We start from the raw sequence: 25,399 nt of genomic DNA, 5'->3' as shown, positions 1-25,399 counted from the left end.
GCTGACGGATCCCCGCTCTACCTCCTCACCCGCTGGGAACGGGCCGCGCGCCCGTCCGCCGAGTGGCTGTCCGAGCTGCCCAGCCGCCTGCTGAACGCCCGGCACCGGGTGGTCACCTTCACCGGTCGCCGGACCGAGCTGGCCGAGTACCGGCAGTGGCTCGCCGGCCCGGCCCCGATCGCGGTCCGCTGGCTGTGCGGGCCCGGCGGCCAGGGCAAGACCCGCCTCGCCGACGAGGTGGCCGGCCGGGCGCAGGACGACGGCTGGCTGGTCGTCTCGGCGAGCACCGGCGCCGGCCCGGTTCAGCCGCCGCCCGGCAGTCAGGACCTGCGGGCCGGCCGGGCGACCGGGATTCTGCTGATTGCCGACTACGCCGACCGCTGGCCGCTGTCCTCCCTGGCGCTGCTGCTGGACAACAGGCTGCTGACCGAGGCGACTGTGCCGGTACGAGTGCTGTTCCTCGCCCGCACCGACGCGGCTTGGCGGGGGCTCGCGACGGCTCTGGACCCTGGGCGGCTGGATCTCTCGGACGAGCGGCTGGCCTCGCTCGACGCCACCGGTGCTGCGCGCCGGCAGATGTTCGAGGCGGCCCGTGACGGTTTCCTCGCCTACTACGGCGCTGCTGTGCCCGTACCGGTGGATCTGCTCGCCGGCCCGGAGTTCGGACTGACCCTGGCCGTGCACATGGCCGCTCTGGTGGCGGTCGACGCGCGGCAGCGCGACCGGCCGTTGCCCACCGACCTCGGCGGGCTCACCCTCTACCTGCTGGACCGCGAACAGCTGCACTGGGCCGACCGGCACGCGGCCGGCGGCCGGTTGCGTCCCGACGCGATGAAGCGGGTGGTCTTCATCGCGACCTTGTGCGGCACCCAGCCGGTCGACGCCGCGGTCACGTTGCTGCGCGACCTGCTGCCGGACGGCGTTGATCCCGCCGTCGCGGCCGACGACCACGCGGCCTGCTACCCGAGTGAGGCCACCGCCGCCCGGTGCGAGCCGCTGTACCCCGACCGGCTGGCCGAGGACTTCGTCGCGCTGACCCTGGACGGGCACGGGGTCGCCTATCCGGCCGGCGAGTGGGCCGGGCCGCTGCTGACCCGGCTGCTCGGACGCGAAGACGACGGCTCGCCCCGGCCGTGGCTGCGGCGGGCGGTGTCCACGCTGGCCGCCGCCACTTTGCGCTGGCCGCACGTGGGCGCCGGCCACCTCTACCCGGTGCTGCGCGCGGACCCGCGGCTCGCGGTCGAGGCCGGCGGTGACAGCCTCGGCACCCTGACGGCCGCCGACGGCATCGACCTGGACCTGCTCGCCGAGATCGAGGAGCACCTGCCCAAGGGCCGCTACCTGGACCTGGACGTCGCCGCCCTGGCCGTCCAGCAGCGGCTCGCCGACCAACGGCTGGCCGCCGCGAGCGGCCCGCGCGAACGCGGTGACGTGCATGCGGACCTCGGCTACCGGCTCAACGTCACCGGCCATCGCGACCCCGCCCGCGCCGAGATGGCCGCGGCCGTGGAGTGCTACCGCGTCGCCGCCGCGCCCGGCGAGCCGGACGCGGACCTCGCCCACGCGCTGATGAACCTGGCCCACACCGAGCTCGACGTCGGCCGCCGGTCGCAGGCCCTGGCCAGTGCCGAGGAGGCGAGGTGGCGGGACACGAGCCCGACCTGGCGTACGCGTGGTCCACGCTCGGCACCGTCCTCGCCGCCCTCGGCCGCCACGAGGAAGCGGTCGACGCCTGCACCGAGTCGGTGCGCCTCTACGAGGACCTGGCCGAGGCCGACCTGAACCAGTACGAGACCGAGCTGGCCGGCGCGCTCGGCAACCGCGGATCCTGGCGGCACAGCTTGGGACAGTACGACCAAGCGCTGGCCGACGCCCGCCGGGCCACCGCGATCTACCGCCGCCGGGCCGCGCAGGATCCGAACGCGTACCTGCACGAGGTGGCTGCCGCCCTGGTCAACGAGGGAATGCAGCTCGACGGGCTGCGCCGCTACGCCGAGGCGGCCGAGGTGATGACCGAGTCGGTGGCGGCCTTCCGCAAGCTGGCCGACCTGCGACCCGACTCGTTCGAGCACTTCCTGGCGACCGCGTTGAGCAACCTCAGCGAGCCGCTGTTCCACGTCGGACGCACGGCCGAGGCGCTGGCCGCGTCCGCCGAGGCGGTGGAGATCCGGCGGCGGCTGGCCGCGGCGAGACCTGGCGTCTTCACTGCCGATCTGGCCATCGGCCTGAACAATCACGCGGTCGACCAACTGGCCGCCGGGCAGGCCGAGGAGGCGCTCGGCACGGTGACCGAGGCGGTCGCCATCCGCCGCCGGCTCGCGGCCGACGACCCGGCCACCTATGACCCGTACCTGGCGTCGTCGCTGAACAACCAGGGCAAGGTCCAGCTGACGCTGGGCCGCGACGCCGAAGCGGCCGAGTCCTACCGCGAGGCGACCGCGGTCTACCGCCGCCTGGAGGCGAAACGGCCGGCCGCGCATCGGGTCCACCTGGTCGCGACGCTCACCGGTCATGCCCGGGCGCTGCTAACTCTGGACCGCACCGACGACGCTGTGGCGGCGGCCGGGGAGGCGGCCGCACTCAGCCGCGAGCTGGACGCGGTTGATCTCGCCACCGGACTGACCGTGCTGGCCGTGGCGCGGCAGGCGGCCGGAGCGGTGGAGGAGGCGCGGGCGGCAGTCGAGGAGGCGGTGGGCGTCTATGCGGCGCTGCCGGCCGAGGTGCTGGCCCGGCCGGAGGTCGCGGAGCTGCGCGCGGAGGCCGAGGGCCTGCGCCGGTAGGAATGCGGTAGAGAAACGGTAGAAATGCTTGGCAGCATTCCCCGGTTACCCGCCGCTTTCCGCGCTGAATCAGCGCTGGTGATCTTATCCAATCGTGCGGTAGCGTTCGCTCCATCGTCGGCCGCCGATCATCGGATCGCGGGTGCAGGAAACCGTCTCGGCCCTTTCCGGGCTTGGAAAGAAGGCGATGGCGCGTGCGGATGTGGCAATTCGCTCCCGGGATGATTCCCTAGTGTCGCTCGACCGGCTGCGCGTCGACATGGCGATCCCCCGTGAGCTGGGGATTCACAGCGCCATTCCGATGGTGGGCAGCGACGACGACCTCCCCACCTACGTCGAACGCGAATTCGATTTCCAATTGCGGACCGCGCTGGCCACCAATCTGCCCGACCGGGGCAGCTTCGTCGTCATGGTCGGCGGTTCCTCGACCGGCAAGACCCGTTCTTTGTACGAGGCGATCTATCAGCTCGTGCCGGAATGGGGATTGGTGCAGCCGGCCGACGCGTCCGCGCTGCTCGACGTCAAGAACGCACCACCGCGCGAGACCGTGTTCTGGCTCGACGAATTGCAGCAGTATCTCGGCGGTCACCCGCCACTGACCGCGGAATGCGTGCGTGCGCTGGTGCGCCACGGCAACCTGGTCGTCGGGACACTCTGGCCGGACCAGTACGCCAAGTGGACCGCCGGCCGCGACGACGTGCACCTGCTGGTCAAGAGCGCCTTCCCGATCTCGGTGCCCGATGCCTTGAACGCCGAGGAGCTGTCGAAGGCCGAGGTCATCGCCGAGCAGGATGAGCGGATCCGGGACGCACTGGACGCGCGTGAGGTCGGCCTCACCCAGGTGCTCGCCGGTGGGCCACGGCTGGTCATGTGCTGGGAGCAGCCCGCCAACGCCTACGCCAAGGCCATGATCAGCGCCGCGGCCGACGCGCATCGGCTCGGCGTGCAGTCGGCCCTGAGCGAAGATGTGCTGACCGGGGCCATGTTCGGCTACCTGAAGGCGCATCAGCGGGTTCGATCGGTGGACTACTGGTTGTCCGCTGCTCTACCGCATGCCACCGAACCGCTCTACGGCGATGTGTCGCCCCTCTTTCCGGTCGACGACGGACGCGCGGGCACACTCGCGGGTTACACGATCGCGGACTACTTGGCTCAGCACGTGCGGCGGAAGCGACGCACCGAGCCTGTCCCGCATCATGCCTGGCAAGCACTGGTGACGAAGCTGCACCGGCCCGAGGATCTTCGGCGCCTGGTCGCGAGCGCCGTCGCGCGGCTGGGCTACTGCTACGCCGAACGGGCGCTGACCCGGCTCGTCGACGAGTTCGACGACGGCCGCGCCGCGGTCGAGCTGGCCGACCTGTTCGTGCGGCAGGACAGGCTCGATCGGGCAGTCGAGGTCCTTCGCCACCGGTTGGAGACAGACCCTCAGGACATGCTGGCCGGCAAGAAGCTGACGCACGTGCAGGAGCTGTGGCGGCGTGTCCAGCAGGTCCGTCCGCCGATCGATCCTCGTGCCCGCGACATACCCGGCGTGGTCGCCGAGATCCTTGCCGATGGCGGCGTATGCGACGAGCTGCGCAGGGAAGCGGACGCCGGCAACGCGATCGCGGCCGAGAGACTTATCGAGCGCCTGGTGGAACGCGGCTGCCTGCACGAGATCCGCGACCGTGCCGAGCGCGGCGAGGTCCGGGCGGCGGAGGCGCTGGCCGACCTCTACCTGGCATGGGGCGAGGTGGAGCTGCTGCGCGACCGCGCCGACGCCGGGGACCGCGCGGCCGGCCTGCGCCTGGCGAAGATCCATCGCCTCTCGGCCCGGCGCGCGGCCGCGACGTACGAGATCGCCGAGCTGCGGGCGGCGGTCGACGAGGGCCGGCCCGAGGCGGCGCTGCAACTCTGCACCCTGCTGTTCGAGCTGCGCGACGAGAAGAACCTCAAGGCCGAGCTGAACGCCGGCACGACGGGGGCGGCGGAGCGGCTGATCGCCCTTTACACGGCGCAGGAGCATCGGTCGCTGATCCGGCTGCGGGCCTTCGGCCTGGACGCGGACGGACAGCTGGTCACCCCGGAACAGACCCCTTGACCGTACGTGGAAAGGACCATCGATGGCCGCCGAGCTGACCGCCGCGGAATACGCCTACCTGATCATCCTGGAGGCGGAGGGCCGGGAGATCTCCAACAACGAGATGTTCGAGATCTACGAGGTCCGGCTGAAGAGTCCGGACTACGAGAAGCTCAACGCGGACGGTTACGTGGTCTCCACGACCAAGCCCCGTCCCTACCGGCACGTCATCACCGACAAAGGCAGCAAGGTTCTCGGCGAGGCGCTGACCATCGACCAGGGCCGAGCCGGGGAAGGCGCGAAGCGCTCGGCCGGGGAGCGGCAGCTGTTCTGGGCTGCCATGGTGGCGCAGCAGAAGCTGTTGCTGGCGAAGAGAAACGGCACCTCGGCCGTGATCGAGAAGCCCGAGCCGACGGACCTGGACAGCCGGATCCGGGCCGCCTACACGAAGCTGGCCGGTGCGCCAGGAGATTACGTCAACCTGACCGAGCTGCGGCCGCTGATCGGCGACGCCTCGAAGGCCGAGGTCGACAAGGCGCTGGTGCGGCTGCTCGACTCTCCCGACGTGCGGCTCGAGCCGGAGCCGTTCGGGCACCGGATCGGTGCCGAGGAGCGGAAGGCTGCCGTGCACGTCGGCGGTGAGGACCGGCACAAGCTGGCGATCGGCCTGCGATGACCGAGGAGGAGCGCACCGTACTCGCCGCGCTCCGGCTCAGCTGGGTGCTGGCGCCGGACGACGTGTGGCGACGCTCGCCGTTCCATGTGGACGGACTGCACGAGTCCATGGTCCGCGATGTGCGTGACGGCATCGCGGAGGCTGAGGGCAGCGCCGACGCGAGCCCGATCGGCCTGGTGCTCGAGGGACGGCACGGCACGGGGAAGACCCATCTGCTCGGGTGGATCCGGGAGCAGGTGCAGCAACAGGGCGGGTACTTCTTCCTCATCGGCCTCCTCGACGGCCGGGACTTCTGGGACGGCCTGCTGGTCTTTCTGCTCGACGGTATGGCCCGGGAGGTGCCGAACGGCGAGACCCAGCTCCGGCTGCTGCTGCGCCGCCTGGCCTCACGTATCGGTGCGCCACGGGCTGACCGCCGTGCGGTGATCGGGGAGACCGAGCTGAACCGGGCCGCGCTTGACGCCTTCGTCGGTGGCTTGCGGGAATACGATCGCCACGTCGCCCACCAGTGCCGAGACACGTTGCGAGCGCTGGCTTTGCGGGCCTCGGACAACGAGGAGCACCAGGACATCGCCGACAACTTCTTCGCAGGAAGCGGGGAAGGGACGGAGGGGGAACGTCAGGCCTGGGGTATCCGCAACAAATCCCGGACAGCTCAGGAGATCGTTCATGAGATCTCCTGGCTGCTGGCCACGACGGGACCGTCGGTGATCGCGTTCGACCAGATCGACACCGCCGTCGCGCAGTCGGCTCTGCAGGAGGACCTGGCCAAGTCATCCTCAGGTGAGGCAGATCTGCGACAGGCAGTGGTGGCGGCGGGCCTGGCCAACGGCTTGAGCGATCTCCGGGACACCACGCGTCGAACCCTGACGGTGGTGGCCAGTCTTTCGTCGACCTGGAATCAGATTTCGGCGCGCGCACCCCAGTCGTTCCCCGACAGGTTCCGTCGCTGCATGGCGTTGCAGGGAATCCGCACGCCGCAGATCGCCCGCGAGCTCATCGAGAAGCGGTTCGCGGCGCGCTTCAGCGTCATTTCGTTCACCCCGCCCTATCCGACGTGGCCCATCAAGGAGCGGGTCTTCGACGAAGCCACGGAGTACACCCCACGGCGCCTGCTGGTTGCCATTGATCGCCACATCCGGGCCTGCCTGATCGACGATGAGGTGCGGGAGCTGAGCCACCTCCGCGACGCCCCCACCGAGGATCAGGTCACCAAGGCGCCGGTCCGGGCGGCCCCCGGCATCTCCGACGACGAGCTCGGCCGGATCGAGGCGCGCTTCGAGAAGCTGAAGCGCACCGCCGACATCACCTCGCCCCTCGAACACGACACCGAGGACCGGACGTTCCCGGCGTTGCTCGCGGCCGGTCTGCAGGCCTGGATCGTCGAGCGCGGCGATGGTGGCGAGAAGTTCAGCATCGATCCGCCGCCCAGTTCGAAGCCGGATCTTCATGCTCGCCTTCGCCGGAACCTCGACGAGCGGTCCGAGGAGGAGCGGGAGCGTTCCGCCGACCAGTCCCGCACCGAGGACCAGATGCACTGGTCGTTCCGGGCGATCAGCGACACCCATCACGGTGTGGCCGCGCTGCATCGCATCCGCCGGGCCCGCACCGCCGCCGGCCTCAATCCGGACGTCGCCAAGCGCAAGCTCTTCCTCCTGCGTAACGGCCCCTGGAGTCAGTCCGCCAAGACCCAGGAGGTCGTCCGCCAGCTCGAACGCGACGGCGGCGTCACGCTCAGCGTCGACGACTCCGACCTGCGGGTCCTCGCCGCCCTGCACGGCTTGCGGGACGAGAACCCGGCGCAACTGCATGCCTGGCTCGTGCGCTACCGGCCCACCGAGCAGATCACCCTCTTCAAGGAAGCCCTGGCCGACGCCGACGCCTGGACCGGTGAAGCCAAACCGCCGGAGCGCGTGCCTGAGCAAGATGAGGCGGAGGTGAGGACGAGCGCCTTCACCATCGGCTACGGCGTCGACGACGACGCGCCCGCCCCGCTGTCCCTCGAAGCGTTGCGTAAGCATGCGGCCATCTTCGCCGCGTCGGGCTCCGGGAAGACCGTGCTGCTGCGCCGGCTCGTGGAGGAGTGCGCGCTGCTCGGTGTCTCGGCCATCGTGCTGGATCCGAACAACGACCTGGCGCGGCTGGGGGATCCGTGGCCGGAGCCGCCGGCCGGCTGGCGTCCCGGTGATGCCGAGCGGGCCGCCCGCTACCTGGCCGGGACCGAGGTGCTGACCTGGACGCCGCGGCGGGAGTCGGGGCGGCCGTTGAGTTTCCAGCCGCTGCCTGACTTCCCCAGCGTGCTCGACGATCCGGACGAGTTCGGGGCGGCGGTCGAGGCCGCGGTGACCGCCCTGGCTCCGCGGGCCAACCTGGTCGGCCGGACGTCCAGGGTGCATCTGGGTACGGCCGTGCTGCGGCGGGCGGTGGAGCATTTCGGCCGGCAGGGTGGCCATGACATCCGGGCGCTCATCGCGTTGCTGTCCGATCTGCCCGACGGGGTCAGCGGGCTGGACGACGCCACCAAGATCGCCGCCGGGCTCGCGCAGACGCTGACCGCCTCGATGGACAACGATCCGATGTTCGGTGGCGGTGGCACTCCGGCTGACCCTGGCATCCTGCTGACCCCGTCGCCCGGTAAGCGGGCCCGGATCTCGGTCATCAGCCTCATCGGATTGCCCGCGGACGACGCCCGGCAGGGGTTCGTCAATCAGCTCCAGATGGGGCTGTTCGCCTGGATCAAGAAGCACCCGGCCAAGGACCGCCCGCTGCTGGGCCTGCTGGTGATGGACGAGGCGCAGACGTTCGCGCCGTCCGGGGCGATGACCGCGTGCACCCAGAGCACGCTGGCCCTGGCGTCACAGGCCCGCAAGTACGGCCTCGGGTTGATCTTCGCCACCCAGGCGCCGAAGAACCTGCACAACCGCATCCCGGGCAACGCGGCCACGCACTTCTTCGGCCGGCTCAGCGTGCCCATCCAGATCGACGCCGCCCGGGAGATGGCCAAGGTCAAGGGCGGCGACGTGCCGGACATCGGCAACCTCACCGCGGGCGAGTTCTACATCGCGCTGGAGGGCGAGGCGCCGCACAAGACGCGTACGCCGATGTGCCTCAGCCATCACCCGAGCAGCCCGCTGACCGACGAGGAGGTCATGGCCCGCGCGCGGGCCTGAGGCCTTTACTCGTACGGGCGCAGCAGCGCCGCCAGCTCGGCGCGGCCGATCTCCTCCAGGGCGCCGGGCAGGTCGGACAGCCGTCCCCGGTTCTCCAGCCAGCCCCACAGCTCACGGGGCTCGTCGCCGGACCGGAACCGGCGCACCTCGTACGAGGGCACCCCGACGACGTCGGCCAGGTCCTGCCAGTCGTAGGTGAGCCGCCGCACGACCTCGAGTTTCACCCGGCCGGGCAGCTCCGCGGCCGGCGGCACCGGCCGTGCCGGGGCGGCCGCGACCCGCAAGAGCTTGCCCAGCAGGGCGAAGAGCACCTCGGCGGAAGCCTTGGCGGCGAAGGCCTTGAACCGGTCGTCCTTGTCGAAGTTCGCGTGGTCCATCACGCCCTTGGCGACCAGCCAGTGCGGGACCTGCCGCTCGTGCGCGACCGTGGCGATGGTCGCCGCCTCCATCTCCAGGGCCAGGATCTTGCGCTGGGTGACCTCGAGCCGGTCCCAGATCCCCGGGTCGGCCATGACGGCGCTGCCGCTGGCCATCGGCCCCGGGACGACCACGAACGGCAGCCGCTCCGGCCCGTCGACGTCGTCGTACAGGCGGCGCCCGATATGGGTCCGGCCGGCCTCGGTCAGCGCCCAGCCGGCACCCTGCCGGGTGATGAGACCCGCCGACTGCAACTGCTCCAGCCGCGGCCCCCACGTGCCGCGCGGGAAGTAGCGCTCACGGGCCGGATGCTTCCGCGGGTCCTGATCTTTGTGGAGCTGTTCCAGATACCAGAGCGCTGCCTCCTCCTCGGTCGCGGTGCCGTGGCTCGGCAGGCCCGACGGATCGAAGTCCTGGACCGCCCGGGCCCAGCGGGCGTCCTGCGGGAACTGCTGATGATCGGCCTTGAAGACGTCGCCGTAGTCCTTGCCCTCGTCCCACTCGTAGGCCGGCGCGGCGATGATCACGTCGCCCGCGGCCGTGTCACCGGGATTGCCGGCGCACACCCCGCTCATGGCCAGGCAGGTCGGCTGCAGCTTCTCGGTCAGCGCGGTGGCGATGGGGCTGGTGCCCCGTCCACCCATCCGGATCGGGCGGGCGAGCGCCACGGAGAGCCGCACCCCGGTCCCGGGCTCGTACGTGGCGGTGGCGTACGGCTCCGGGCCGCCGGCCCCGTGCTCCTGCCACGGCGACATCCCGGCCACCGCCTTCGCGGCGTCGTACTCCTTTTTCAGCGCGGTGATGACGAGGACATCCACGCGTGCGCTCTGCTGGGTCATCGGACCGTCCGGGTTCGCGGAGGGACAAGGGACGCTGGCGACTCGACCGCCCGGAGCTTAGACCGGGCCGGACCCGATCGGGCGACGGTCACCGGCCGACGGTGGAAATACGGTAGAACCGCGCCTCAGCATGTGTGGGGTGCCCGGCGCCGGCGCGGTGGTGGCGGCCGCCGGTCGGTGCCGGGCACCCGACGGGGGCGGCCGGCGCCACGCCGGCCGGTCCGGTCCAGCTACAGCAGAGCACGTGCGGACGCTGACCGAATGCCGGTGATGGGCCCGGTAGGCCTCCGGTAGATCGAGATATGACGATGTAACCGTTCGCCCCGGGGGTCGGGAAGCGCAGGCTCGGAAAAGCGCAACGGCCGATCTGTCGCCGGGGTTCTTGTTACTCTGACAGCAAGGTGGCCGCCATGACCGGACCTCGAACCTCTCGTCCACCGATCGTGATCCTCACCGCCCTGGAGGTCGAGTACGCCGCCGTCCGGGCCACGCTCGCCGATCTCCGCCAGCCGCCGCCGGTCTCCGGAACCCGCTTCGAGATCGGCTCGCTCGGCGGCGGCGCGGGTGAGGTCGTGCTGGCCCTCACCAGTGCGGGCAACCACGGGTCGGCCGTCATCGCCGAGCGGGCCATCCGCGAGTTCACCCCGGCCGCCGTGCTCTTCGTCGGCGTGGCCGGGCGGCTGCACCCCGGCCTGGCGCTGGGGGACGTCGTGGTGGCCACCCACGTGTACGCGTACCACGGTGCTGCCGCCCGTACCGGTGGTCTCAAGTCCCGGCCCCGGGTCTGGGAGCTCGACCACGGCATCGATCAGGCCGCCCGCCAGATCGCCCGGCGCGTGGATCGGGCCCGCAATCTCCGCGTGGGCGCGGAGGGCCCGCGGGTGCACTTCGGACCGGTGGCGTCGGGGGAGGTACTGCACGACGCGAAGGTCTCCCAGCCGCTGCGGTGGCTCCGGGAGCACTACGACGACGCGCTGGCCATCGAGATGGAGGCCGCCGGGGTCGCCAAGGCCGGGCACCTCAGCGCGGCCCCGGTGGCCGTCGTGCGGACGATCAGCGACTTCGCCGACGGCACGAAGTCCGGCACCGACGGCGAGCACTGGCAGGCGAAGGCGGTGCGCAACGCGGACGGCGGCGTCCACAACGACCAGCGGACCGGCCCGGCCTGGCGTGAGGAAAGAGGCTGGTCGTGAACGGCGACGGCGGTGGCCCGACGGTCACGGCGAACGGCGGCAGTCACGGCGCGGTGGCCGGGACCATCCACGGCGGCGTCCACAACAACTACTACCAGGTCCCGCCGGGCGCCTCGCCGTGGGAGAAGTTCGACATCGCGCTGCGCTACCTCGCCTCGGGACAGGCCACGACCGCGCGCAAGCTGCTGGCCGAGGTCACCGTCGAGATCCGCAGCTCCACCAAGGTGTGGTTCCACTGGCTGCTCGCGTTCTTCAGCGAACGGACGCTGTGGGAGTTGTCGGTCGAGGACCGGGCCGCGCTCAAGGCGGCTCTCGACCAGATCGACGAGCTACCGCGGGAGTATTGGACGCCTGGCATCGAGGCGATCCGGCACCTGGTGGCCGCCAGCCGGTCCCGCAACGCCGACCACGCCGCAATCTCGCTGGTCCGGCGGGAGATCGAGGATCTCGACGCCGCGATGCGCAAGGAGGTGCTGCGGCACCTGGAGCGGGTCCTGCAGGGCTCGCTGAAGGACGAGCTGTGGCACGAGGACCTCCGGCAGGCCGAGGCCGGCCGGCGCGCCGAGCGCCGCCGCGAGCGGGTGTGGAAGTTCTTCGAGCCCGACCCCGCGCAGCCCCGGACCCGGCCGGTGCGCCCGGTCGACGTCTCCGGCGGGGACCTGGCCGCCGCCTCGGTGCTGGCCACCGCCGTCTCGGGTGCCGTCGCGATGATCGGCTGGCTCGCGCTCCAGCGCGACGACACCTCGGCGATCATCGCGCTCACCGTGGCCCTGATCGCCGCCGGCGTCGCGGTCACCAACGGTGCGGAGTGGCGGTTCCGCGTCGACCGGCTGCGCGCGGAGAATCGGCAGCTGCGGGCCCAGCGGCTGCCCAGCGACGCGGCCCGCCCGGGCGGGTTCACCTATCAGGTGGACCGGCTCTACATGCGGTACGCCGACAGGTACGCCCCCAAGGGCCCCGACCGGGCCGCCTGGCTCGTCGACGCGTACGGGCCGATGAGCCGGCTCCGCGACGAACTGGTCGAGGTGTACCGCGAGAAGCGGGTCAAGGCCGAGGCCGTCAAGTGGCTCATCCGGTTCCAGGTACGCGAGCTGCGGCGCGAGTGGGACGCCGGGGGGCTCGTCGAGCAACATCGCCGCTGGACCGTCCCCACGGCGGTGAAGGCCGTCACCGTCACCGCAGGCCTGGCGGCGGTGGCCGGCCTGATGTGGGGGATCCAGTCCGCCGCCCGGCAGAACCTGCTCCAGACGGCCGGAGCCCTGGTCGCGATCATCGCCGCGGGCTGGACAGTGGCGATCGTCGGGCTGCGGATCCTGGCGGAGAACAAGCGGGTGGCGGTCGACGAGTCCGAACGCGAGCAGCGCGAGACGACGTACTGGTTCGAGTTCCAGCGGTGGGAGCGGCGGCTCTCCGACCGGCCCCATGACGTGGAGATGGCGCAGTGGCTGGACTGTGATCGCCGGATCCTGTTGCAGCACGCTCTGGCCGCGTACCAGCTGAAGTGGAGCGACATCAGCGCGTACGCGTCGATGGAGGCCCGCGGTGACGGCAGCAAGCGGGCCCGCGCGAAGAACGGCCCGTGGCGGTACTCGCGCTACAAGCTGCTGGTGTTCCTGCTGACCGCCGACGGGGTCCGGCAGATCTCCGTCGACCTGGACTTCGCGCAGGCCACGTTCCACCACTGGGAGCGCACCAACTACCGCTACGACGCCGTGGCGGCGGTCCGGGTCACGACGCTCGACAACGGCGCCCGCGAGTTCCAGCTGTTCCTGGTCAACGGCGCGGACATCGAGGTCGCGGTGACCGAGCCGGGTCAGGCCGGCGCGGACGAGGACTCGCGCATCCTGGCCGACGGCGCGCAGGACGCCACCGGCCTGCGCAACACCCTGTTCGTGCTCGAGGGCGTCGCCGCCGAGGGGCGCAGCTGGTGGGCCGGGCCGGCGTACCGGCGGGCGAGTTGAGCCCCGGCCCGCCGGCGGAGCTCACCCGGTGGGCGGGCGGCGCAGGACCCGGTCCTGCTCGGGGACCTCCCCGGCGTCGTACAGCTGCTCCACCCTGGCCCAGACGGCGTCCGCGGCCCGGTCCGGCTCCTGGCCCGTCAGGGCCTCGGCCAGCCGGGCCTGCGCCTGGATCTCCAGGTAGGCGGCGTCGACGGTGGCGAAGCACCGGGCCGCCCGCCGGAGCTCCGCGACCTGCTCCGCGCCCCGGCCCCGGGCCCGCCACAGCTCGGCCAGCGACAGCCGGACCCGGCCCTCCAGCAGGGCGTCGGCGTGCTCGTGGGCCAGGGTCACGGCCAGACCCAGCTGGTTCTGCGCGCGGGCCAGGTCCTGCCGGTGCCGGGCCAGCTCACCGAGCCCGTGCAACGCGTACGCGTAGCCCTGGCCACTGTCGCCGACGATCGCCAGGAGGGCGGCGAACGACTGCTGCGCCCGTACCGGATCACCGGCGGCGAGGTACGCGCACCCGGACCAGTACCGGGTCTGCGCGATCAAGCGCGGCTTGTCCAGCTCGGCGGCGATCTCGTCGGCGCGGGCCAGGGCGGCGGTCGCCTGATCGTGGTCGCCCCGGTCGAGGTGTACCTGGCCGATGAACCGCAACGTCTGCCACCGGCCCACCGTGTCGCCGGCGCCCTCGTAGCCGGTCAGCGCCGCGTGGAACAGCGCGAGCGCCTCGGTCGACCGGCCGCGGCGGCGCACGGCATTGGCCAGCGTCCGCCGCGCGATCGCCAGGCCGTGCTCGTCCTTCTCGGCGCCCAGCAGCTCCACCGCCCGGACGAGGTCGCCGATGCCGGAGAGCCCGGGCCGGCGCCCACCGGCGACCAGGGCCGGCTGGCCGAGGCAGGTCAGCACGATGCCCTCGCCGCGGCGGTCACCGGCTTCGCGGCACGCCCGCAGCGCCGTCATGTGGGTGTCGTACCAGTCGTCGTGCAGGTTGAGGATCGTGTAGAACTCGTGGGCCGAGACGGCCAGGTCCCAGCACAGCGCGGTGAGCCCGAGCCGCGCGGCGAGCTCGACCGCCACCCGTACGGAGAGCCGTTCCGCCTGGAACCACGCGACCGGATCCGCGGCCACCTCGGCGTACGCGTCCTCCGGGAGGTCGGTGCCCGGTACGTCGCTGTGCACGACCTCGAAGTCGCCGCCGTACAGGCCGGCGTGGGCGTGCCGGGTCAGGTCCAGCAGCGCCGCGCACACCCGGCGCAGCAGCTCGTCGCGGTCACGCTGGTCCGGGTGTTCGGCGAGGGCGCGGCGGTGGGCGTACTCCCGGGTCAGGTCGTGGAACCGGAAACGGCGCGGCACCGGCGCCGCCGTGGTCTCCACCATCGAGGCCGCGGCCAGTTCGGCCAGCGCGGCCCGGCCCTGCTCGGGGTCGTCGCTGAGCGCGGCGGCCGTCCAGGTGCCGAAGGTCGGCAGCGGCAGCAGGCCCAGGTCGACGAACAAGCGCCGGTGCGCCGCCGCGAGCGGGGCCAGGCCGGTGTCGAGCGTGCGCGCCAGGCTGTCCGCGCCGTACGTGTACGCCGCGGGCCCGTGGGTGCGCAGCCGCCGGACCAGCTCGGCGGTGGGCCGGGGATCGTCGTGCACGCGCAGCGCGGCGGCGATCCGCAGCGCCAGCGGCAACCCGCCGCACAGCCGCACCACCTCGCGGACGGCCTCGTGCTCTCGGCCCAGGTCGATCCGCGACGCCGTCACGACCGACTCGAAGAGCACGGCCGCGTCCGGCTCGGCGAGCGGCTCCAGTGTGCCCACGTGATGGGCGCCGGCCACATCGGGCAGGTGGCGCCGGGCCGTGACCAGCACCTTGCAGCCCGCCCCGGCCGGGACCAGCGGATTGATCTGCGCGCCGTCGGCCGCGTCGTCGAGCACCACGAGCATCCGCCGGTCGGCCAGCAGGCTCCGGTAGAGCGCGGCCCGCTCGGCCAGCGACTCCGGCACGACCGGTGCGTCCAGCGAGCGCAGGAACTGCGCCAGGATCTCCGCTGGGGTGGCCGGGTCGGCCGACGCGCCGCGCAGCTCGGCCCAGAGCTGGCCGTCCGGATAGTCCGCGCGGCGGTGGTGCGCCGCCCGCAGCGCCAGCGCGGTCTTGCCGATGCCGCCGGGCCCGGGCACCACCATGACCCGGTACGGCGAGTCGGGCCCGAGCAGCCAGAACAGCTCGGCCACCAGCGGGTCCCGGCCGACCAGGCCCGGCGGGGCGGCCGGCAGCTGCTTGGGCACGGTCGGCGCGCTGCGGACCGGCCGTTCCTCCAGCGGGAACGCCCGGGCCACGGCCTCGTCGTTGCCGCCGCCGATCGCATAGGCCAGATCCCGCAACTCGGCGTCGATGTCACCGACGGCCGCGCCGAACTCCCGCTTGTACCGCTCGTACGCGTCGACGGCCTCCGCCCGGTGCCCGCTGTGGTAGAGCGCGACCATCAGCAGCTTCTGCAGCTGGTGGTCGGTCGGGAACTCGGCCGCGATGCGTTGCAGGTCGTCCAGGACGCCGCTGAAGTCACGCCGCCGGGTCAGCAGCGTGAACAGGCGTACCGCGAGCCGTTTGCGCCGCTGTTGCAGCGACCGGACCAGCGGGGCCAGCATCGGCGCGGACACATTGGACAACGGTTGCGGCCCGCGCCACAGCCGCAGGGCCTGCCGGAGCAGCTCAGCCTCGTCCCCGGGACCGTCCTGCTCGTCGGCGGCGGCGGTCAGCTTCTCGAAGACGAGCAGGTCGAGGTCGTCGTCGCCGACTTTGAGCTCGTACCCGAAGCGGGGATGGGTGATGAGGTCCTCGGCGTGGCCGATCGGCCGCAGCAGTGCTCGCAGCGCCGACACGGCCTTGTGCAGCTGGGCCTCCGCGACGTCGGCCGAGCCCCAGCCCATCCGCAGCAGGTCGGCTTGCGACAGCCGTTTGTTCGGCTGGACCAGCAGCGCGGCGAGCACGTTGAGCTGCCGTCCGGGCGGCAACCTCAGCGGTTGCCCGCTGCGTGGGTCTCGTATCTCCAGCTCACCCAGGACCCCGTAGATCACGTAGTGGACCTCCGCCCCTCACACCGCGTTGATCCCCCGCTCTCCGACCGTAGAAGGCGCAGGCAGTTGCCGCCAGCGCCGAACGGACTACCGCGAAGTCCGGGTAGTCATTCGGAAGCACTTCGGTAGCCGGTCGTGACTGAATTGCGCCACGTCATCGTCGGATGACGGACAGTGTTGAGGTGACCACAGATGATCGACCACCACGGCAGCCTGGCCCGGATCGTGGACACGGAACGGCGCCCGTTGCGGCCGATCGGGACGTCGGCGTACGAGGTCGCGCGGCGGACCGGTGAGCTGCTGACCGGTCTGCTGCGGCTGCCCGGCGTGCGGCTCTACCAGGGCGTACGGCTCAACGGCCACCCGCCGCTGCCGTACGCGCTCAGCGCCGGCTCCCGCGTTGTGCTCGTGGACGCGGTCGCCTGGCCACCCGGCTCGTACGCGACCAGCGCCGCGGGCGCGGTGTACTGCGGAGACGTCTACATCGGGCAGTCGGCCCGGCCGTTGCTCGCCGCGGTCCGCCGCCTGCGCCGCCTGCAACCCCGGGGCCACCGGGTGAGCGCCGTCGTCGTGGTCCACCCGAGCCTCGACGGCCGCCTGGACCTGCCCGCGGCCACCGGCACCGAGGTGTCCTGGATCGAGGCGAGCGATGCCGTGGCCGCCATCCGTGGCCGGCTTCGGTCGGGTCAGCTCCGCCGGGGACCATCGCGCGCGGTGGAGGCGCTCGCTGCGGCCAGCGGCGGGCCCCCTATCGGCTGAGCTGCTCATCGGCCACGTCGTACGGGCGGCCCACGGCCCACACGCGGTCGAACTCGGCGACGAAGTGCCGGAACCAGCGGGCGTCACGGTCGGCGTACAGCGGCAGGGTCGGCTCCTGCGTGCCGCAGCGGTGCGAGTAGATGTCGACGCGTACCTGACCGTGCGGGGTCTCCGCGTCGACCGCCACCAGCCCGAACGCCGGGACGAAGTCGAGCAGCCGTACCTGGAGCCGGCCCGGTCCCGCCGCCGCGCGCTGAGCCAGGCCCTCCAGCAGGTCCAGGGTGGGCCGCAGCCGGTGCTCGAAGATCGCCGGGCTGTCGGCGATGGTGCTGCGCCGTGCGGCCTCGGCGACCGTCGCCGCCTCCGGCGCGATCAGAGCGATCCGTACGGTGGCCCCGGCGTCGAGCCGCTGCTGAAGGGCCGCGTAGTGGTTGCGGATCGTCCGGGCCAGGGTGACGCCCACGGCGCGGATGTCGTCGGCCGTGCCGAGATCCAGGTCCACACCGGAGGTGGACGGGGCCAGCAGCCGGTCGGCGCTGGCCCGGTCGCTCATGGTCCGGCCCAGCTCGGTGACCGAACGCGTTAATGCTCCCAGAGTCGAGCGGCCGTGCAGGGAGCTGAGCGCGAGCAGGCCGAGCGTGGTGAGGGTGGCTCCACCGGTGACCGCGGGCCCGACCACATCCAGGGCGCCGAGCACACCGACGGCTACGGCCACCGCGATCGTCAGGACCAGATCGAGCGCACGAAACATCATGCCATCACCTCAGAGTGTCAGGGGGTACACCCACCGTAACAGACTTAGTGTCGTGTTGACACGAACCCCTGACCTAGTTATTGTGAGTTTGACAGTAAGGCGGATGAGCCGACGGCCGAGGCGGACGACCGGCCCGGGCCCACCCGCCGCACTGGGCAGGCCGGCGTTCCAGCCGGCCCGCCGGGGACCGGCCGCGCGGGGCGCCGCGTGGAGGCCGGCCAGCCTCCGGATCCCGCGTCGTCCGACGCGGGAGAACGCGAGCGCCGGGTCCCCCTCGCCGTCATCACGACTCCATGAAGCTCCGGGAAGGAATCACCATGCCCGTTACCCTGCGCCGCGCCGTGACCCTCGTCGTCACCGCAGCCGCCCTCGCCCTGGGCGCGGCCACCGTCGCGTCCGCCCCCGCCTCCGCCGAGCCGGTCTGCCAGGCCGGCACCAACTGGGACGGGGTCCTGAAGATCTGCCGCTGATCACGGCCCAGCACAAGGTGCCGGCGCCCCCTCGGGGGTGCCGGCACCGCCGTGCGCCGGGCTCAGCGGGAGCCGGTGCGCATGATCGGCGGGTTCAGCGTGGTGGCCGGCCCGGCCCGGTAGAGCGCCGCCGGCCGGCCCGTGGCGGGAACCCGCTTGTTGTCGGTGGGCTCGACGAACCCCTCGGTGTTGATCACCTTCCGGCTGAAGTTCCGCGGATCCAGCGGCTCACCCCAGACCACCTCGTAGACCGAGCGAAGATCCCCGATGGTGAACTCGGCCGGACAGAACTTGGTCGCCAGCGTGGTCAGCTCCAGCCGCCGGCGCGCACTCTCCACGGCGTCGTCCAGGATGCGGTCATGGTCGAAGGCCAGACTGCCCCGGACCTTGTCGACCGGGATCCAGGAGGCGCTGCTGGCATCCGACCCGGCGGTCGGGATGGGCAGATCCGGCATGATCGCCAGGTACGCGACGCTGACGACCCGGCCCCGGGGGTCACGCTCGGGGTCGCCGTAGACGGCGAACTGCTCAAGATGCAGCTGGCCGCCGTCGAGGCCGGTCTCCTCACCGAGCTCCCGCACAGCGGCGGCGCCGATGTCCTCACCGGTGCGCACGAAACCGCCGGGGAGGGCGGGCTGGCCGACGAAGGGCTTGTTGCCCCGGGTGATGACTAGCACCTGCAGACTGCCCTCACGAACGGTGAGAATGGCAAGGTCGACGGCGATGCGCAGCTGTGCATGGTCCCGCTTGGTCACTCGCTGAGCATAGCTTGATGTTGTTCTGACAAGAACCCGCTGGGAATGCGAGAAGCCCGGCCGATCGCAGCGGATCGGCCGGGCTTCTCCGGTCGTAGGAGGATCAGGCGAGGTCGAAGCGGTCCAGCTCCATGACCTTCGTCCAGGCCGCGACGAAGTCCGTCACGAACTTCTCGCCGGCGTCCTGGCCGGCGTAGACCTCGGCGAGCGCCCGCAGCTGCGAGTTCGAGCCGAAGACCAGGTCGACCGCGGTGGCGGTCCACTTGACCTCGTCGGTGGTCACGTCACGGATCTCGTACACGTTCTCGTCCGACTGCGACGTCTTCCACCGGGTGCCGGGGGAGAGCAGGTTGGCGAAGAAGTCGTTGGTCAGCACGCCGGGCCGGTCGGTGAAGACGCCGTGCTGCGACCCGCCGACGTTCGCGCCCAGCGAGCGCAGGCCGCCGATCAGGACCGTCATCTGGGGCGCCGTCAGGTCGAGCATGTAGGCGCGGTCGATGAGCAGGACCTCGGGCTGGGTCTTCTCGCCGGGGCGCAGGTAGTTGCGGAAGCCGTCGGCGCGGGGCTCGAGGACCCGGAAGGAGTCGACGTCCGTCTGGTCCTGGCTCGCGTCGGTGCGGCCCGGGTGGAACGGCACGGTGATCTCGACGCCGGCGTCGCGCGCCGCCTTCTCGACCGCGGCCGAGCCGGCCAGCACGATCAGGTCGGCGAGCGAGATCTGCGCGCCGCCCGCGTTGTTGAACTCCTGCTGGATGCCCTCGAGGGTGCCCAGCACCGTCGCGAGCTGCTCCGGCTGGTTGACCTCCCAGTTGCGCTGCGGCTCGAGGCGGATCCGGGCCCCGTTGGCGCCGCCGCGCTTGTCGGTGGAGCGGAAGCTCGCGGCCGACGCCCAGGCGGTGGCGACCAGCTGGGCGGTGGTCAGGCCGGACTCCAGCACCTTCGCCTTGAGGGCGGCGATGTCGGCGTCACCGACGAGCTCGTGGTCGACGGCCGGCACCGGGTCCTGCCACAGCTGCGGCTCGGCGACCCACGGGCCCAGGAAGCGGCTGACCGGGCCCATGTCGCGGTGCAGCAGCTTGTACCAGGCCTTGGCGAAGGCCAGCGCGAACTCGTCCGGGTTCTCCAGGAAACGGCGCGAGATCTTCTCGTACGCCGGGTCGAAACGCAGCGACAAGTCGGTGGTGAGCATCGTCGGCTTGTGCTTCCGGGCCGGGTCGTACGCGTCCGGAATGATCTCCTCGGCGTCCTTGGCGACCCACTGCTTGGCGCCGCCGGGGCTCGTGCTGAGCTCCCACTCGTAGCCGAAGAGGATCTCGAAGAAGCGGTTGCTCCACTGCGTGGGGCGGTCGGTCCAGGTCACCTCGAGACCGCTGGTGATCGTGTCGGCGCCCTTGCCGCTGCCGTACGTGCTCAGCCAGCCCAGGCCCTGCGTCTCCAGGTCGGCGCCCTCCGGCTCCGGGCCGACGTGGTTGTCGGCCGGGCCGGCGCCGTGGGTCTTGCCGAAGGTGTGGCCGCCGGCGATCAGCGCGACGGTCTCCTCGTCGTTCATCGCCATCCGGCCGAAGGTCTCCCGGATGAAGTGGGCCGCCGCCCGGAAGTCCGCGCTGCCGCGGGGACCCTCGGGGTTGACGTAGATGAGGCCCATCTCGGTCGCGCCGACGTTCTCGGCCATCTCGTTGTCGGAGACGTAGCGCTCGTCACCGAGCCAGGTGTCCTCCGGGCCCCAGAAGATCTCCTCGGGCTCCCAGACGTCCTGGCGGCCGAAGCCGAAACCGAAGGTCTTGAAACCCATCGACTCCAGGGCCACGTTGCCGGCCAGCACGAGCAGGTCGGCCCAGGAGACCTGCTGGCCGTACTTGGCCTTGACCGGCCACAGCAGGCGCCGGGCCTTGTCGAGGTTGGCGTTGTCGGGCCAGCTGTTGAGCGGGGCGAACCGCTGGCCGCCGTCGCCGGCGCCGCCGCGGCCGTCGTGGATCCGGTACGTGCCGGCGGCGTGCCAGCTCATCCGGATCATCAGGCCGCCGTAGTGGCCGAAGTCGGCCGGCCACCAGTCCTGCGAGGTGGTGAGCACCTCGGTGATGTCGCGCTTGAGGGCGTCGACGTCGAGCTTGGCGAACTCCCGGGCGTAGCTGAAGTTCTCCCCGAGCGGGTTGCCCTTGGACGAGTGGGCGTGCAGCACGGACAGGTCGAGCTGGTTGGGCCACCAGTCGCGGATCGTGTGCGGCCGGCCGCCGGTCTTCGGCGTCGGCGAGTCGATCGCCGGGTTCTCGCTCTCACTGCCGGTCGCGGTCACCGAGTCGTGCGCGACCGGGCAGCCTTCCGCCGCCATCTTGTCCACGCCCTGCGCGCTCGCCGGGGCGTTGTCCTGGGTGTCGCTCATCTGTTTCCTTCCGAACTGGCGGATCCTTGGGCAAGGCGTTCGGTCGCGCAGTCGGGGCAGGTGCCCCAATAGACGACCTCCGCCTCGTCGACCACGAAGCCGTGGTCGTCGGAGGCGGTGAGGCATGGGGCATGACCGACCGCGCACTCGACGTCGGCGATGGCGCCGCAGGAGCGGCACACGACGTGGTGGTGGTTGTCTCCCACCCGGGACTCGTAGCGAGCCGTCGCGCCGGCCGGCTGGATGCGCCGGATCAGGCCGGTCTCGGTGAACGCGCGCAGCACGTCGTACACCGTCTGGTGGGAGATCGCGGGATGCTCGGCCCGGACCAGCGCGATCACCGTGTCGGTGTCGACGTGCGGATGGTTCCGCAGCGCGGCCAGCACAGCCAGCCGTGGCCTGGTCACCCGCAACGAGACCGCCCGCAGCTGGGTCTCGAAGTCAGGCGTCACCGGATCAACCTAGAGGCTTTTCTGGAATAGTTCAAGTTTGCGCGGTCAGCCGAGCGTGGCGGCGGCGTTCACCGCCAGCTGCCGGTTGAGCTGGTCGGCGCGGTTCACGCCGATGGCGTCAGTGTCCTGCTCCCAGCCGCGCGGCAGCTCGACCGAGATGCCGCCGTTCTCGGCAACCCAGGACGCGGTGGCCTCGGCAGTGCCACCGGCTGCCTGGATCTTGGCGAGGGTGGCGGTCTGGAACTGGATCGGGTGCCCGGCCGCGGCGCCGGCGATCATGTGGTCGTACATGCCCTGGTAGTCGGGGCGGGTCTGCTCGAGCACGCCACCGGTCCGGCGGGCGATCAACGAGTTGTTCTCCCAGACCCCGAACGCCCCCATGGTGGCCCGCTGGTGGTCCATGAGCTGCACGGTAACGGCCGGGTCGGTCTCCATCCGCCCGCTCGCGGCGATGAACTGCCAAGGGTTGTACGCCACCGAGGAAGTGATGCCCATGGGCGAGAAGGTGTCGTGGTGGGCGGCGATCACCGTCTCCAGCGCCGCCCGGTCAGCCGCGGCGGTGTACTCCCTGTCGAGGGCCTGCTTCCGGTTGGCCGCCACCCCGAGCTGCTTGACGCACGGCTCGGCGAAGACCGTGCACGTCCCGGAAACGGTCACCTCACCCCAGAGCGGCTCGTCCTCCAGCGCGGCGGCCAGCTTGGGCAGGAAAGCGCTGTACGCGGCCAGGAAATCGTCCGCCCACCACACCGGCACGTCGTACAGGTCGGGCTCGACCGCGTCGGGGTCCTCCCACTCCCGCATCGGCCCACCGCCGAGCGCGAGCGCCCAGCCGGGCGACTGCCAGCCGGCGAGCAGGCGCAGCTTGAGGCGGGAGTAGCCGCGTTGCCGCGCGAGGTCGGCGGCGGCCTGGAGCTTCGTCAGTGCCTGGCTGCTCAGGTCGCCGCCGGGCTCGGGCTGGGCTTCGGCCCACGTCAGCGGCTGGACGAAGCCACGCAGCCGGGCCGCGCTCGCGTCGCGGATCAGCATCGGATCGCGGACCAGCAGTCCGGTGACGCGCCCCCGCAGCGGCGCGGCGCCCGAGGCCGCCCCCGCAGCAGTGCCGAGGGCGGGGTTGGCCGCCGGCGTGGCAGTGCTGACGGCGGGCGCGGCAGCAGCGAATGCCGGTGAAGCGGTGACGCCGGCGGCGGCAAGGGGCACGCCGGCCGCGACGGTCAGAAATCCACGGCGATTCATGCCCGGCGACGCTATCAGTCCGGAGACACCCGCGAGGGGCACCCGGACGGGTGCCCATGCGCGGAACCGCCATGGGTACGCCGGCCGCGTCCTAAGGTGAACGTATGGATTATCAGGTCAGCGTGAACGTGGAGAAGATCGCGCAATGGCAGGTACGCCTGAGTGGCCTCGCCGACGCGCACAAGGGACAGCCGATCGAGACGCACCTGCGGGCGGTCGCTGCTGAGCTGTATGCCGAGGTGCCGGAGGAGTGGTGGGCCAGCCAGCCCGCGCCGCTGGACAACCGAGTCCGCAACAGCTGAAAGTCGCCGCCAAGCCGCTGCCGGAAGCGCGGTTGGCGCAGTGGTTGCTGGGCGTCTTCAAGCGCGACGATCGTCTCGTGCGCCGGTGCCGGACACGCGATTGGCGCAGCGGTTGCTGTGCGTCTTGGAACGGGACGATCATCTCGTGTGCTGGTGAGGTCATCTCGCCGGGTTTCGCGACCGGGTCGGTCGCTTCGGGCGTGACGGCCTGGCTCGGACAGCTGGTTGCGTTCCCGCACGCTCGCGCGGCCGGGACGTCTCCGCCGGCGGCTCGGCCACCGGCTGCTCCACCCCGGCTGGCACCGCCGACCGTCTCCCTGTCGCCTCGGGCGGTGCGTTCGACCTTCTCCTGAGGTGCGCCTGAAGGTCACCTCAGGAAGCCCTGAACTCCTGCCGAACCTGGGCGTGGAGGCGGTGGAAGAGGCCGACACGACGCCAGGCGACGATGCGAACAGTCACGGGGGGACCGGCGCCCACCGGCGGCTGTCGCTGATCTGTCGTCTTTGGATGCCGGCACGCCGCAACGACAAACCCGGCGGATTTGCCAGCCCTGGAACGCCGCGCCGCGCCGTGGAACACAACGACGATCGTTGGCCGCCGTGCGCGAGCGGTGGACGACGCCGCGTGATCCGACGCCGGCGTCCCGGACGCCGACGCGGATATCCCGCACGCGACACGGACGTCCCGCACGCCCACGCCCACGCCGACGTCCGCACGCCCACGCCGACGTCCCGCACGCCTACGCCGACATCCCGCACGCCCACGCCGGCATGCCGAACGCGACGCGGACACCCCGCCCGCGACGTCGACTTCCGCCCGCATGTGCCCCCGTCAGTGGCCCCCGGCGGGGAGCTGCCAAGATCTGTCAGGCGAGCCGAAGCCCCGGATTTCCACGCCTGTCGATCATGTCCGAATCCCGTATCCAGCTGCGGAAATAGGCACCGCCGACGATTTCAGGGGCATTTCGACGAGGTGACGCCCACCCCACAGGATTCGGACTTTTTGGTTTGTAACCTTTACTTTCGTCGATGGCAAACATAGATTGCTGTCATCCGACGAAAGTCGTGGCGGTCGATGCGGAAAGCTCGGCCCCACCGTGGACATCCCTCGATCTTCTGCACCCCGTGATCGGTTGCGAACAGGTGGGCGAGACGCATGGAAGACAACGTTGTCAGCTGGCCTCGGAAGAACGTCTCGCGGCGTTCTCTGGTCGTCGGTGGGGCCTTGGGGTTGACCTCAGCTGCCGGTGGTGCAGCTGCACTGCGCGCTGAGCCGGCGCGGGCTGCGGCCGGTGCCACACGCAAGGTCACCATCTACGCCGAGGCGTTGCCGGGCGGGCTTTTCGGCTACGGACTCGCCCCCGGCAAGGCCACCGTGCCGGGCCCGGTGCTGGAGATGTGGGAGGGCGACACCCTCGAGATCACCCTGGTCAACACGACCAACCAGCGGCTGTCCATCCATCCGCACGGCGTCGACTACAGCACCGATTCCGACGGCAGCCCGCTCAACGATTCCTTCAACAAGCCGGGGGAGACCCGCACCTACGTGTGGCGGTCTCGGGAGATGTTCGCCGCTGAGGGGCGCCGGTTCATGCCCGGCAGTGCCGGCTACTGGCACTACCACGACCATGCGATGGGCACCGATCACGGCACTGGCGGAGTCGCCAAGGGACTGTACGGCGCTCTGATCGTCCGGCGGCGCGGCGACATCCTGCCCGAGAAGCAGTTCACCGTAGTTTTCAACGACATGATGATCAACAACCGGATGGCGCCGGACACGCCGATGTTCGAGGCGAATCTCGGGCAGCGCGTCGAGTGGCTCGCCATCGGGCACGGCGGCACCTTTCACACGTTCCATCTGCACGCGCATCGCTGGGCCGACAACCGCACCGGCATGCTCGAAGGTCCGGCTGATCCGGCTCAGGTCATCGACAACAAGGACCTCAACCCGGGCAGTTCCTTCGGTTTCCAGGTGCTCGCGGGCGAGGGCGTCGGGCCCGGCGCCTGGATGTACCACTGCCACGTGCAGTTCCACTCCGACGGCGGGATGGCCGGGATCTTCCTGGTCCGCAACGCCGACGGCAGCATGCCGCCCGGTGCCGAGGAGGCCATCCATCGCTTTCAGGGTCACGTCCACACAGCGCAGCACGGCTGACGAGCA

General features: G+C 71.4%; 17 protein-coding genes. 10 read left to right on the top strand and 7 right to left on the bottom strand.

All coding sequences use genetic code 11. The features are described 5' to 3' along the window. Positions 1 to 1,640: 1,640 nt before the first annotated feature. From ACQP2Y_RS32610 to ACQP2Y_RS32595, 4 genes are all read left to right on the top strand, one after another. Complete coding sequence (locus tag ACQP2Y_RS32610) at positions 1,641 to 2,780, top strand: tetratricopeptide repeat protein (RefSeq protein ID WP_433719444.1); 1,140 nt, start codon at positions 1,641 to 1,643, stop codon at positions 2,778 to 2,780. Between the two features lie 142 nt (positions 2,781 to 2,922). Beyond that, positions 2,923 to 4,860 (top strand): tetratricopeptide repeat protein, encoded by a 1,938-nt coding sequence (locus ACQP2Y_RS32605; protein WP_433719442.1) that lies wholly within the window; start codon positions 2,923 to 2,925, stop codon positions 4,858 to 4,860. Between the two features lie 22 nt (positions 4,861 to 4,882). Further along, complete coding sequence (locus ACQP2Y_RS32600) at positions 4,883 to 5,515, top strand: hypothetical protein (RefSeq protein ID WP_433719440.1); 633 nt, start codon at positions 4,883 to 4,885, stop codon at positions 5,513 to 5,515. Beyond that, positions 5,512 to 8,685 carry an ATP-binding protein gene (locus tag ACQP2Y_RS32595; protein ID WP_433719437.1) on the top strand — a complete coding sequence of 1,058 codons (3,174 nt, stop codon included), beginning with the start codon at positions 5,512 to 5,514 and terminating at the stop codon, positions 8,683 to 8,685. Before ACQP2Y_RS32600 ends, ACQP2Y_RS32595 begins: the two co-directional genes overlap by 4 nt. 5 nt (positions 8,686 to 8,690) lie before the next feature. Here the strand turns inward: ACQP2Y_RS32595 and ACQP2Y_RS32590 are convergent, their stop codons facing one another. Further along, a complete protein-coding gene (locus ACQP2Y_RS32590; RefSeq protein ID WP_433719434.1) occupies positions 8,691 to 9,941 on the bottom strand; it encodes a hypothetical protein in 1,251 nt (416 codons plus the stop codon). 410 nt (positions 9,942 to 10,351) lie between these two features. On the opposite strand from ACQP2Y_RS32590, the gene ACQP2Y_RS32585 reads away from it, so the two are divergent. Continuing rightward, positions 10,352 to 11,134 (top strand): hypothetical protein, encoded by a 783-nt coding sequence (locus ACQP2Y_RS32585; protein ID WP_433719431.1) that lies wholly within the window; start codon positions 10,352 to 10,354, stop codon positions 11,132 to 11,134. Next, complete coding sequence (locus ACQP2Y_RS32580; RefSeq protein ID WP_433719428.1) at positions 11,131 to 13,095, top strand: hypothetical protein; 1,965 nt, start codon at positions 11,131 to 11,133, stop codon at positions 13,093 to 13,095. The genes ACQP2Y_RS32585 and ACQP2Y_RS32580 overlap by 4 nt, the downstream gene beginning before the upstream one ends. A 21-nt stretch (positions 13,096 to 13,116) precedes the next feature. Here ACQP2Y_RS32580 and ACQP2Y_RS32575 read toward each other — a convergent pair whose 3' ends face one another. Further along, positions 13,117 to 16,134, bottom strand: coding sequence for a BTAD domain-containing putative transcriptional regulator (locus ACQP2Y_RS32575; protein ID WP_433719425.1), 3,018 nt, complete (start codon positions 16,132 to 16,134; stop codon positions 13,117 to 13,119). A 192-nt stretch (positions 16,135 to 16,326) separates the two neighbouring features. On the opposite strand from ACQP2Y_RS32575, the gene ACQP2Y_RS32570 reads away from it, so the two are divergent. Continuing rightward, positions 16,327 to 16,893, top strand: coding sequence for a hypothetical protein (locus tag ACQP2Y_RS32570; protein ID WP_433719422.1), 567 nt, complete (start codon positions 16,327 to 16,329; stop codon positions 16,891 to 16,893). Here ACQP2Y_RS32570 and ACQP2Y_RS32565 read toward each other — a convergent pair. Further along, positions 16,883 to 17,647 (bottom strand): hypothetical protein, encoded by a 765-nt coding sequence (locus ACQP2Y_RS32565; protein WP_433719420.1) that lies wholly within the window; start codon positions 17,645 to 17,647, stop codon positions 16,883 to 16,885. The two genes, ACQP2Y_RS32570 and ACQP2Y_RS32565, sit on opposite strands and share 11 nt — an antisense overlap. Before the next feature lie 317 nt (positions 17,648 to 17,964). Here ACQP2Y_RS32565 and ACQP2Y_RS32560 point away from each other — a divergent pair, with 317 nt between their 5' ends. Next, positions 17,965 to 18,117, top strand: coding sequence for a hypothetical protein (locus ACQP2Y_RS32560; protein ID WP_433719418.1), 153 nt, complete (start codon positions 17,965 to 17,967; stop codon positions 18,115 to 18,117). A gap of 62 nt (positions 18,118 to 18,179) precedes the next feature. On the opposite strand, the gene ACQP2Y_RS32555 is transcribed toward ACQP2Y_RS32560, so the two are convergent. From ACQP2Y_RS32555 to ACQP2Y_RS32540, 4 genes are all read right to left on the bottom strand, one after another. Then, positions 18,180 to 18,872 carry an NUDIX hydrolase gene (locus ACQP2Y_RS32555; protein ID WP_433719415.1) on the bottom strand — a complete coding sequence of 231 codons (693 nt, stop codon included), beginning with the start codon at positions 18,870 to 18,872 and terminating at the stop codon, positions 18,180 to 18,182. 103 nt (positions 18,873 to 18,975) lie between these two features. Next, positions 18,976 to 21,252 (bottom strand): catalase/peroxidase HPI, encoded by a 2,277-nt coding sequence (gene katG / locus ACQP2Y_RS32550; RefSeq protein WP_433719412.1) that lies wholly within the window; start codon positions 21,250 to 21,252, stop codon positions 18,976 to 18,978. Beyond that, a complete protein-coding gene (locus ACQP2Y_RS32545) occupies positions 21,249 to 21,704 on the bottom strand; it encodes a Fur family transcriptional regulator (RefSeq protein WP_433719410.1) in 456 nt (151 codons plus the stop codon). Before ACQP2Y_RS32545 ends, katG begins: the two co-directional genes overlap by 4 nt. A gap of 45 nt (positions 21,705 to 21,749) precedes the next feature. Further along, on the bottom strand, positions 21,750 to 22,937 hold the full coding sequence (locus tag ACQP2Y_RS32540) for a hypothetical protein (protein ID WP_433719407.1): 1,188 nt from the start codon (positions 22,935 to 22,937) through the stop codon (positions 21,750 to 21,752). A 104-nt stretch (positions 22,938 to 23,041) separates the two neighbouring features. Here ACQP2Y_RS32540 and ACQP2Y_RS32535 point away from each other — a divergent pair, with 104 nt between their 5' ends. Continuing rightward, positions 23,042 to 23,239, top strand: coding sequence for a hypothetical protein (locus ACQP2Y_RS32535; RefSeq protein ID WP_360544681.1), 198 nt, complete (start codon positions 23,042 to 23,044; stop codon positions 23,237 to 23,239). Between the two features lie 1,155 nt (positions 23,240 to 24,394). Further along, positions 24,395 to 25,393: a multicopper oxidase domain-containing protein gene (locus ACQP2Y_RS32530; protein WP_433719403.1), complete on the top strand. Its 999-nt coding sequence runs from the start codon at positions 24,395 to 24,397 to the stop codon at positions 25,391 to 25,393. Positions 25,394 to 25,399 lie beyond the last annotated feature (6 nt).

Origin of the sequence: Actinoplanes sp. CA-051413 (genome assembly GCF_050955795.1) — a bacterium.
In the GTDB taxonomy this organism is placed as follows: domain Bacteria; phylum Actinomycetota; class Actinomycetes; order Mycobacteriales; family Micromonosporaceae; genus Actinoplanes.
Note: the sequence above shows the minus strand (reverse complement) of the source record. Positions and strands in the feature narration are given on the sequence as shown.

Bases quoted from the DNA above. Each gene is read 5' to 3' on its own strand.
- ACQP2Y_RS32600 (WP_433719440.1), top strand. From the start codon at position 4,883: ATGGCCGCCGAGCTGACCGCCGCGGAATACGCCTACCTGATCATCCTG.
- ACQP2Y_RS32595 (WP_433719437.1), top strand. From the start codon at position 5,512: ATGACCGAGGAGGAGCGCACCGTACTCGCCGCGCTCCGGCTCAGCTGG.
- ACQP2Y_RS32590 (WP_433719434.1), bottom strand. From the start codon at position 9,941: ATGACCCAGCAGAGCGCACGCGTGGATGTCCTCGTCATCACCGCGCTG.
- ACQP2Y_RS32585 (WP_433719431.1), top strand. From the start codon at position 10,352: ATGACCGGACCTCGAACCTCTCGTCCACCGATCGTGATCCTCACCGCC.
- ACQP2Y_RS32570 (WP_433719422.1), top strand. From the start codon at position 16,327: ATGATCGACCACCACGGCAGCCTGGCCCGGATCGTGGACACGGAACGG.
- ACQP2Y_RS32565 (WP_433719420.1), bottom strand. From the start codon at position 17,647: ATGATGTTTCGTGCGCTCGATCTGGTCCTGACGATCGCGGTGGCCGTA.
- ACQP2Y_RS32560 (WP_433719418.1), top strand. From the start codon at position 17,965: ATGCCCGTTACCCTGCGCCGCGCCGTGACCCTCGTCGTCACCGCAGCC.
- katG (WP_433719412.1), bottom strand. From the start codon at position 21,252: ATGAGCGACACCCAGGACAACGCCCCGGCGAGCGCGCAGGGCGTGGAC.
- ACQP2Y_RS32540 (WP_433719407.1), bottom strand. From the start codon at position 22,937: ATGAATCGCCGTGGATTTCTGACCGTCGCGGCCGGCGTGCCCCTTGCC.
- ACQP2Y_RS32535 (WP_360544681.1), top strand. From the start codon at position 23,042: ATGGATTATCAGGTCAGCGTGAACGTGGAGAAGATCGCGCAATGGCAG.
- ACQP2Y_RS32530 (WP_433719403.1), top strand. From the start codon at position 24,395: ATGGAAGACAACGTTGTCAGCTGGCCTCGGAAGAACGTCTCGCGGCGT.